Source organism: Acinetobacter lwoffii, assembly GCF_022967985.1.
In the GTDB taxonomy this organism is placed as follows: Bacteria; Pseudomonadota; Gammaproteobacteria; order Pseudomonadales; family Moraxellaceae; genus Acinetobacter.
This window is the reverse complement of record NZ_JALJVC010000030.1, coordinates 19459-29175: the sequence shown is the minus strand read 5'-3', so window position 1 is coordinate 29175 and position 9717 is coordinate 19459. Positions and strand designations below refer to the sequence as shown.

Genomic DNA, 9717 nt, shown 5'->3' with positions numbered 1-9717 from the left:
TTCAATTTGTTCATCAGATGTAGTTCTTAGAGCTGGTAAACCTGATCATAATCTACCATTAGTTGGACGATGTGTTGAAAGCCCTTTTGCGCATGTTTATAGTTTTGACCGTGTCATGATGACTGGTTCTTTGCTAACAATGGGTAAAAATGGGTAAATGTAAAAAGAATGAATACTGTTAGATTAGGTATTTACATAATGAGTTAAACCTACCACCTCTTTTCATAACTTCGGTTATTTATGGGAGGATATGCCCTATGACATGATGATGGGGTAAAAGCGGTAAAAATCTATAATTTATTATTTTTTAATATATAGATTTTATTGGAGATTTTTAGTGAGTTAAACAGTCACCATCTCAAAAATAATAATTTAATTGATCTAGTTTTTAATGTATTTCAATAAAAGTAAACTAGGATCTGACACTACTCAAAAGAGTAGTGTCAGATCAAGACCTTTTATTTTTCAAAATCAATTAAGATTTATTTAAATTTCCAAGTGTAATCAATATTTACACGAGTTTCATTATCAGAACGGAAAGCCATACCTTGTGCAGGCATATCATTACGATAATGACTGTAACGCGCGCGCAGGTTTAAGCCTTCAAGCTTACCTGTTGGAATGCGATAGCTTAAATCGAAATCTAGTGCATCTTGTTCAAATTCTTCGCCCGATAGATTTCTAATTTCAATATCCACTCCTTTACTATAACGGGTCATAAATTTAAGACCATTAAGTGCCGTGTCTTTAAAATCGTAGTCATAACGGACGTGGTAGACTTTTTCATTAATATTCGTAAAGTCAGCACTCATACTGTCTAGGAATACTGCAGGTTCAGCCCCTGCTAATGTAGGTAGGGCATTATCACCAAACGATTGCATATAGCCAAGACTAAAGGTGTGATTGCTACGATTCAAACCGAAGATCCCGCTGAAGTGCTGGTTCTCGATATCACCTGCAAGGGCATCACCTGAATCTTCACTCATGAACAAACGTAAATCAGATAGGAAATTACCGATGCCAATATCATGTTTGGTTTTTAGACCCAAGAAATTTTGTTGATATACATCATGTAAGTCTGCATGAAAAATTTGTGTCGCAATCTGATCATTTACCTTATATTCAGCCCCTAACATATGCAGGCCAGAAGATTCAGCAGTAGTGTTGAACCGTCCATTAGGATTACCTACTCGAATTTTTTCATAGTTAGTAGAATCTCGCTGGTTGACACGGTCTGTATAAAGGGCATGAACCTTGAAGTTTTCTATTTCATTAAACTGGAGATGAGCACCACGATAGTTCTGCTGAAATAGACGGGCAGGGCTGGAAAATAATACAGGAAACATCGGTGTTAATGTCCCTACATGTAAAGTCGAGTCCTGTACTTTTGCCTTGGCGGTCCAACGGATTTCACCATATTGGTCAGCACGCTTTCTGTCTTTGCCCACAGGTAATAAACCTGAAGCAGCATACTCATTGACACTATCACCCAATAAGTTAAAACCTGCTAGGCCCAGAATATCTACACCAAATCCGACAACCCCTGGCGTATAACCAGAATTTGCTTTCAAGATAAAACCCTGTGCCCAGTCACGTGCTGCTGGAAAATCATCTCCACGCTTATAATCACGATCAAAATAGAAATTACGTGCTGTCAATGTGATCTGTGAATCATCAGTAAAACTGTTTGCAAACGCAGGAGCTAAAACTACAGGCGAAAGTATCCCCAAAAAGATTGCAGAAAATCTCATAATATTGTCCCTATATATTTAAATAGAGCTGAACTTCATGTTCAGCTCATCATAATGAAGCGATAAAAGTGTTATGAACTTACAGTTGAGCTTTGGAAATTCAGTTGAGCTGCGTGTTTATTTTGTAATTTTGACAGGCTTAGAACAGTCATAATCGCAAGAACAAAAGCACCCGCATAATAGCCATACAGGGTAAGGGAAGAAATACCGCCGTCTAAGAATGCACCAGCAACCAATGGTGATAAAATTCCACCAATACGACCAAAACCAATTGCAGAACCTACACCGGTAGCACGAACATCTGCTTCATAAATTGATGGGGACATAGCATAAAGACCTGCCACACAGCCATTTGACAATACGCCCAGAAAAACAGATAGGATAAAGGCAATGGTAAGTGTGCTAGTACTATTCACAAAGAGCAGAATTAAAATAGCGGTTAATGCCAGGAAGGCAGCTTGCACATAGAATATACGTACACGTGCACTGATGAGACCAATTAGGGCTGCACCAAACATCCCTCCCGCACTGATCAGTACACCTGCAGTCACCGCTTGTTCAGTCGTCATGCCATTTGCAGACAAGATTTTTGGTGTCCAGCTCATTACGAAGTAGAAGCCAAACATCACGAAGAAGAAACTTAACCAAAGAAAAATAGTTTGTAAGCCAAGACCGGCAGTGAATAATTTGGCAATTCCTATTTTAGGCTGTGCTGTATTATGGATAACTTCAGGAAGCTGAGGAATACGAGTTAAACCAATACGTTGGCAGAGATGATTAATACGATCCAAAGCATTTTTTGGCTGTTTGACCAGCAGGTAGTCAAGTGATTCAGGTAAAGTGAAGTATGCTACCACCAGCATTAACATGGTCGTTAAGCCACCTGCAAGGAACACAGAACGCCAGCCGAAATGGCTGATCAAAGCAATTGCGATCATACCACCAATAGTTGCACCAATTGCATATCCAGTGGACTGCAAACTTACTGCCAAGCTTCTCCAGCGTAAAGATGCATATTCACTGGCAATCACATTACTGCTCGCTAAAATACCACCAATCCCCAGACCAGTAATAAAACGCATAATACCGAGTTGAGTTGCATTCTGTACTAGTGAAGCAGCAATCATGCTGACACCACTAATTAGTAGACAAAGCAGGATTAATGGGCGACGACCAATTTTGTCTGCCCAAGGTGCCAGGAATAAAGAACCAGCCCCCATACCAAATAGACCAGCACTTAATAAAGCACCTAATTGCGCACCTGTAAGTCCCCATTCAGCTGATACCGATGATGCAGTGAATGCCATCACCAGCACATCAAAGCCATCGATGACATTTAAAAGAACACAGATACCGATAACAAACCACTGATATCTATTCATGGTTTTGTTATTCATTTCCTCACGAGGGTTCTGAACCATTTACTTTCTCCATGGATTTAGACACCTATCGCGGGGATATGAACCTATCAACGAATATCAATAATTGATTCATTTAATCAGCCCTACCTAGCCCTTAGGTGTCATCCTAGTAATGTTTTTAATATGTTCATCGCACCAAAACCCGTCCATGTTTTGTTGCTGAAGTTTTAATCAGCAAATCTGCGATATGCAAAATGTAGCATTATTGGATCCAAATTCAAGCATAAAATAAATGTTTTAATCGTTTTTATGGATTAATTGGATCCACAGATCCTAGGAAATCATTGAATAATCAAGTGAAATACTAGGAATTAAAAAGTATGAATACAGGCATTCATTTTGTAAAAAACAATATGCATGATCAATTACTCAGCATATAAAACATAAATGAGTATAGAAATCATGCAATATCATCAAAGTATGGCACGCAAATCATGAGCAGTTTGTTTGAGCAATGGAAGGATATTTTGTATTAAATAATTGGCATCAATCCGATTGCTTGAGCCTATACAGTTTAGTGCAGCTACAGTATCTCCCTGCATATTTAAAATCGGTACGGCCATCGCAATGATTCCTAATTCATGTTCTTCTGTAGAAATACAGTAATCAAGCTGACCCACTTCCTGCAATATTTTTAAAAATACTTGAGGATCCGTAATCGTGTAAGGAGTGAGTCTTTTCAGGTTGAATTTATCTAGCCATTGCTGTTGGGCTTCAAAACTTAAACGTGAAAGCAATATTTTACCCGTTGATGTTGCATAAGCAGGCAGGCGATTCCCCAGATGTACACCAAGCGGACTAAGTTTGCTGGTATCAATTTGGGGAGCAATACTTTTTGCGACAGGTACGACTTCATGCTCATCCAGCACTGCCACCGAATAGCTTAAAGCAGTTTTTATGCTTAAGAGATTAAGCATGGGCTGGGCAACTTTCGGTAAATATGCAGAACTGAGATAAGCACTGGAAAAGCGTAGCACCTTATAGGTTAGCCAGTAAAAATGTTCATCTGTATCGAGATAACCCAGAAATTTGAGTGTACGGACATAGCGTCGTGCCGCAGTACGGCTTAGTCCGGTACGTTCAGCAATCTGAGTAACATTGAGCTTTTGACGTTCAATACCGAAGCATTCTAGCAAACTTAAACCTTTTGCTAGACCTGCAATGTAATCATCATATTGAATAGACCCATTATTATTCTCACTAAGAATTAAATCCTTGCGCAATTATATATCCCTCATTAGTTATTTTCTTAAATATCTTGTCCGATCATCGGACAAAAGTCACCTATTTCGGTAAGGATTGAGGCTAAAGTCTAGGCAGAAACATAAAAATTTCTTAGCTTGTAAAAAAGGATGGCTATTAAGGAATTGTTAGCATATGGAAATTTTAAATACTAAAGTCGCAATTATTGGTTCAGGTCCAGCAGGATTATTGCTTGGACAATTACTCTATAAAGCCGGTATTGATCATATTTTAATTGAGCAGCGTAGTGCTGAGTATGTAGCAAGCCGTATCCGTGCTGGTATTCTCGAGCAGGTATCTGTTGACCTTTTGGCTGAAGCCGGTGTAGATGCTCAACTCAGAGAAAAGGGCTTACCACATAACGGTATTGAAATTCTAACCAATGGTGAGAAACACCGTGTGGATCTAACCCAACTCACCGGAGGTAAGCAGGTCACTGTTTATGGTCAAACTGAAGTAACCAAAGACCTGATGCAAGCACGTATTGAAGCGCAATTAATGTCTTTCTACGAAGCAAGTAATGTACAAGTTCATGAATTTTATGGTGAGCAGCCTTCGGTGACATTTGAACATGAAGGCCGTCAGGTCACAGTTCAATGTGATTTTATCGCAGGTTGTGATGGCTACCATGGTGTATGCCGTGCAAGTGTTCCTGAAGATAAAATCAAGACCTTTGAAAAAGTGTACCCATTTGGCTGGTTGGGTGTACTTGCAGATGTACCACCAATAGCAGATGAGTTGATTTATGTACAGTCCGAGCGTGGTTTTGCACTCTGCAGTATGCGTTCAAACACACGCAGCCGTTACTACCTGCAAGTTCCATTAACAGACAAAGTTGAAAACTGGTCAGATGAACAATTCTGGGAAGAACTGAAAAAGCGTCTTGATCCTGAAAGTCGTGAAAAACTGATCACAGGTCCTTCAATTGAAAAGAGTATTGCACCACTGCGTAGTTTTGTAACCGAGCCAATGCGTTTTGGGAAATTGTTCCTGGCAGGGGATGCAGCGCATATTGTTCCGCCAACAGGTGCCAAAGGTCTTAATCTTGCTGCATCAGATATCGCATTCTTGTCTAAAGCCTTGATTGAATACTATGACAATGGTTCAGAAGCCGGCATTGATAGCTATTCGGAAAACTGTTTAAAACGTGTCTGGAAAGCAGAACGTTTTTCTTGGTGGATGACACATTTACTTCATCGTTTTGAAACAGAAACTGAGTTTGAACATAAAATCAAACAAGCAGAATTAAGCTATATTTTAGGTTCAGAAGCAGGTCAGACGACACTGGCTGAAAATTATGTAGGCTTACCGCTACAAAAAGCGAGCTAAGTGCAAATTTAAAGACTTTTGTTATTTAAATCTGCGCTAGATTCAAAACACATCGAGTTCATTTGAGCTCGATGTGTTTTTTTATTTTAGAGAAAAGGTATTCATTTACAACATTCACATTCTATCTAGAAAATGGCTTAAACAAATTGACGGAATTCACGCGCTGTTTGTTGTAGTAAAGGCAAAATATGCTGTTGTAAATATTCTTTACTGGTACGTCCAGTAGGAGATACGATATTTAAAGCAGCAACCACATCGGCACGGTGATTATAAATTGGAACTGCGAGCGCATGAACACCAAGTTCATGCTCTTCTGCTGAATAGCAAAATTCATCAGCACGAATTTGCTGTAATAGAGCTAAAAATGCCTGATTATCTGTATAGGTGTATTTGGTCAGTGATTTTAAAGGATATTGCTCAAGCCATTCTTGCTGTGACTCAGGACCTAAATAACTCAATAAAACTTTTCCTGCTGAAGTAGCATGCGCGGGTAACCGATTACCGAGATGTAAGCCATAAGGATTGACTCGATCAGTTTGTTGATGGGCGGCACTACGCGCGATGGTAATCGCCTCAAAACCATCCAAGACCATCACAGAGTAAATTAATGAAGTTTGCTGGGTCAGTAAATTAAGAAGTGGTTGAGCAATCTTGGGTAACTGTGCTCCACTCAGATAGGCCCCTGAAAATTTAAGTACTTTGGGACTCAAAGAATAAAAATGTCCATCAAAATCTAAATAACCAAGATATTCCAGTGTCAGTAAATGACGACGTGCAGCAGCTCGTGTAAGTCCTGTCTTTTCAGCTGCCATACTAACGTTTAAACGATATCGATCATTGGCAAAGCAATCCAGAATCGCCAGCCCCTTACTTACTCCAGCAATAAAATCTTCATGACGAATTATTTTTTTATTTTCAGGATTCTGGATCAGCTGATCGCGGGCACCGTTATTGTTTGTCATGTCAATTCCTTAATCTTCATATATTAATTCACTCACTATTTTTACAGTTGCTTTATTCAATTCTGAAAATTAATAAAATTTTTGTTCGATCATCGTGCAATGATTATGTAAACCGTACAAAACTATTTTTAAACCGTAGTCGAAAGCTTGGAATTTATCAAGAATAGATCACACAGAATCCTAAGGATTTTGGTTGGAATTTGTTCTCCGTCCAGAATGTGTTCAAACCAGAACCTTAGGTTCTCAAAATTTTTGTACTGAGTGGCAATACATGGAGTTATTTGATGATCGATAAAAGTTCTGCCTCACTGGTCGAAGCACTTTCACAAATCAAACACGGATCTACCATCATGATCGGTGGTTTTGGTACTGCAGGTCAGCCTGCTGAGCTGATTGATGGTTTGATCAAACTTGGTGTGAAAGATCTGGTGATCGTCAATAACAATGCCGGTAATGGCGACTACGGTCTGGCTAAATTACTCAAAGCTGGTGCAGTGCGTAAAATCATCTGCTCATTCCCGCGTCAGTCTGATTCCTGGGTATTTGACGAATTGTACCGTGCAGGAAAAATCGAATTAGAACTGGTTCCTCAAGGTAACCTGGCATGCCGTATTCAGGCTGCAGGTATGGGCTTGGGTCCAATCTACACCCCGACTGGTTTTGGTACATTGCTGGCAGAAGGCAAACCAACCATGAACTATGAAGGCAAAGACTACGTTTTAGAAAACCCAATTAAAGCTGACTTTGCTTTAATCAAAGCACAGCAAGGCGACCGTTGGGGTAACCTGGTTTACCGCAAATCTGCACGTAACTTTGGCCCAATCATGGCGATGGCTGCCGATGTCACGATTGCACAAGTCTCTGAAGTGGTTGAGTTAGGTGCTTTAGACCCTGAACACATCATCACCCCGGGTATTTTTGTACAACATGTTGTACGAGTGAAACCTGCACAGTAATCACGGATTAGGAGAAAAGAAATGAGCTATAGCAAACTGACCCGTGACCAAATTGCTGAACGTGTTGCACAAGACATTCCAGACGGTGCTTATGTCAACCTGGGCATTGGCTTGCCAACCAAAATTTCGAACTACCTGCCTTCAGACAAAGACGTGTTCTTGCACTCTGAAAATGGCTTATTGGCTTTCGGTCCGCCACCTGCAAAAGGTGAAGAAGATCCTGAGCTGATCAACGCAGGTAAAGAATATGTGACCTTGCTGGAAGGCGGCGCTTACTTCCATCACGGTGATTCATTCGCGATGATGCGTGGCGGTCACTTAGACATCGCGGTACTGGGTGCATTCCAAGTGGCTGAAAATGGCGACCTGGCTAACTGGCATACTGGCGCACCGGATGCGATTCCTGCGGTAGGTGGTGCAATGGACTTGGCCGTAGGTGCGAAAAAAGTCTTTATTACGACTGATCACGTGACCAAAAAAGGCGAACCGAAGATTGTCGCTGAACTGACTTATCCTGCAACAGGCTTGAAATGTGTAGACCGTATTTATACCGACCTGTGCGTGATTGACGTGACAGATGAAGGCATGAAAGTGATTGAGAAAGTTGAAGGTCTGTCATTTGAAGAATTGCAGTCAATGACCGGTGCCAAACTGATTGATGCGACTCAAAATTAATTTATAAATCCTCCCTAAGTCCCTCCTTTAATAAAGGAGGGACTTCCACCCTTTTTTCTTGAGGGGATTACTCCTCCCTTTAGTAAAGGGAGGTTGGGAGGGATTCAAAGATTTGGAAAGTAAAAATATGAAAAACGCATACATCATTGATGCCATCCGTACCCCATTCGGCCGTTATGCCGGTGGACTGGCAGCTGTCCGTGCAGATGACCTGGGTGCGCTGCCAATTAAAGCATTGATGGAACGTAACCCAAGTGTGAACTGGGAACAGGTCGATGATGTGATCTATGGCTGTGCCAACCAGGCCGGTGAAGACAACCGTAACGTGGGTCGTATGTCGGCTCTCTTAGCCGGTTTACCGTACCAAGTGCCTGCAACGACAATTAACCGTCTATGTGGTTCATCGATGGATGCAGTTGCAATGGCAGCACGTGCGATTAAAGCCGGTGAAGCCCATCTGATTATTGCCGGCGGTGTAGAAAGCATGTCGCGCGCTCCATTTGTCATGGGCAAGTCAGAAACGGCGTATGGACGTAGCCAGAAGATTGAAGACACCACCATGGGCTGGCGTTTTATTAATCCGAAACTCAAAGAAATGTATGGCGTAGAAACCATGCCGCAAACGGCTGAAAATCTGGCGGAACAGTACAACATTAACCGTGAAGACCAAGACAAATTTGCCCTGACCAGCCAGCAACGTACCGCAGCAGCACAGGCCAATGGTTTCTTTGCTAAAGAAATTATTCCTGTGGTGATTCCACAGCGTAAAGGCGAACCTGTGGTTGTTGCTAAAGATGAACATCCACGTGCATCGACTACTGCAGAAGCTTTGGCAAAACTGAAACCTGTGGTGAAAGCAGACGGTACAGTAACGGCAGGTAATGCATCAGGTATAAATGATGGTGCGGCTGCTCTACTGATTGCTTCTGATGAAGCGGTTGCTCAACACGGCTTAAAACCACGTGCCAAAATTATTGGCTCAACAGTTGTGGGTGTTGAACCACGCATCATGGGCTTTGGTCCAGCACCTGCCATCAAGAAACTATTGGCGCAAACTGGTCTGACTTTAGAGCAGATGGATGTGATTGAGCTGAATGAAGCTTTTGCTGCTCAAGCTTTGGCATGTACACGTGACTTGGGTATAGAGGACGGTTCAGAGAAAGTCAATCCAAATGGCGGTGCGATTGCATTGGGTCACCCACTGGGTGCTTCAGGTGCGCGTTTGGTGACAACTGCACTGAACCAGCTGGAACAGACTGGTGGCAAATATGCACTATGCTCAATGTGTATTGGTGTCGGTCAAGGCATCGCTTTGATTATTGAACGTGTATAAATTTAAATACCTTTCATTTTTTGCTTAAAAACAAAACAATGAAAGGTA

General features: G+C 41.4%; 8 protein-coding genes. 4 read left to right on the top strand and 4 right to left on the bottom strand.

Features of this window, described 5'->3' with window-relative positions; translation table 11 throughout:
- Positions 1–482 precede the first annotated feature (482 nt).
- From MWG72_RS14500 to MWG72_RS14490, 3 genes are all read right to left on the bottom strand, one after another.
- Positions 483–1751, bottom strand: coding sequence for an OprD family outer membrane porin (locus MWG72_RS14500; protein WP_247144348.1), 1269 nt, complete (start codon positions 1749–1751; stop codon positions 483–485).
- 71 nt (positions 1752–1822) lie between these two features.
- On the bottom strand, positions 1823–3172 hold the full coding sequence (locus tag MWG72_RS14495) for an MFS transporter (RefSeq protein ID WP_163169456.1): 1350 nt from the start codon (positions 3170–3172) through the stop codon (positions 1823–1825).
- 413 nt (positions 3173–3585) lie between these two features.
- A complete protein-coding gene (locus MWG72_RS14490; protein WP_247144347.1) occupies positions 3586–4395 on the bottom strand; it encodes an IclR family transcriptional regulator domain-containing protein in 810 nt (269 codons plus the stop codon).
- 154 nt (positions 4396–4549) lie between these two features.
- On the opposite strand from MWG72_RS14490, the gene pobA reads away from it, so the two are divergent.
- A complete protein-coding gene (gene pobA, locus MWG72_RS14485) occupies positions 4550–5743 on the top strand; it encodes a 4-hydroxybenzoate 3-monooxygenase (RefSeq protein WP_004892334.1) in 1194 nt (397 codons plus the stop codon).
- A 137-nt stretch (positions 5744–5880) separates the two neighbouring features.
- On the opposite strand, the gene pcaU is transcribed toward pobA, so the two are convergent.
- A complete protein-coding gene (pcaU, locus tag MWG72_RS14480) occupies positions 5881–6705 on the bottom strand; it encodes an IclR family transcriptional regulator PcaU (RefSeq protein ID WP_247144346.1) in 825 nt (274 codons plus the stop codon).
- 284 nt (positions 6706–6989) lie between these two features.
- On the opposite strand from pcaU, the gene MWG72_RS14475 reads away from it, so the two are divergent.
- From MWG72_RS14475 to pcaF, 3 genes are all read left to right on the top strand, one after another.
- Positions 6990–7661 carry a 3-oxoacid CoA-transferase subunit A gene (locus tag MWG72_RS14475; RefSeq protein WP_180192300.1) on the top strand — a complete coding sequence of 224 codons (672 nt, stop codon included), beginning with the start codon at positions 6990–6992 and terminating at the stop codon, positions 7659–7661.
- A gap of 21 nt (positions 7662–7682) precedes the next feature.
- Complete coding sequence (locus MWG72_RS14470) at positions 7683–8336, top strand: 3-oxoacid CoA-transferase subunit B (protein ID WP_048881507.1); 654 nt, start codon at positions 7683–7685, stop codon at positions 8334–8336.
- A 127-nt stretch (positions 8337–8463) separates the two neighbouring features.
- Entirely contained in the window at positions 8464–9669 is a 1206-nt protein-coding gene (gene pcaF, locus MWG72_RS14465; protein WP_247144345.1) for a 3-oxoadipyl-CoA thiolase, read from the top strand.
- Positions 9670–9717: the final 48 nt, after the last annotated feature.

Excerpts from the sequence above, each read along its gene's own strand:
- MWG72_RS14500 (WP_247144348.1), bottom strand. The coding sequence starts at position 1,751 with ATGAGATTTTCTGCAATCTTTTTGGGGATACTTTCGCCTGTAGTTTTA.
- MWG72_RS14495 (WP_163169456.1), bottom strand. The coding sequence starts at position 3,172 with ATGGTTCAGAACCCTCGTGAGGAAATGAATAACAAAACCATGAATAGA.
- pobA (WP_004892334.1), top strand. The coding sequence starts at position 4,550 with ATGGAAATTTTAAATACTAAAGTCGCAATTATTGGTTCAGGTCCAGCA.
- pcaU (WP_247144346.1), bottom strand. The coding sequence starts at position 6,705 with ATGACAAACAATAACGGTGCCCGCGATCAGCTGATCCAGAATCCTGAA.
- MWG72_RS14475 (WP_180192300.1), top strand. The coding sequence starts at position 6,990 with ATGATCGATAAAAGTTCTGCCTCACTGGTCGAAGCACTTTCACAAATC.
- MWG72_RS14470 (WP_048881507.1), top strand. The coding sequence starts at position 7,683 with ATGAGCTATAGCAAACTGACCCGTGACCAAATTGCTGAACGTGTTGCA.
- pcaF (WP_247144345.1), top strand. The coding sequence starts at position 8,464 with ATGAAAAACGCATACATCATTGATGCCATCCGTACCCCATTCGGCCGT.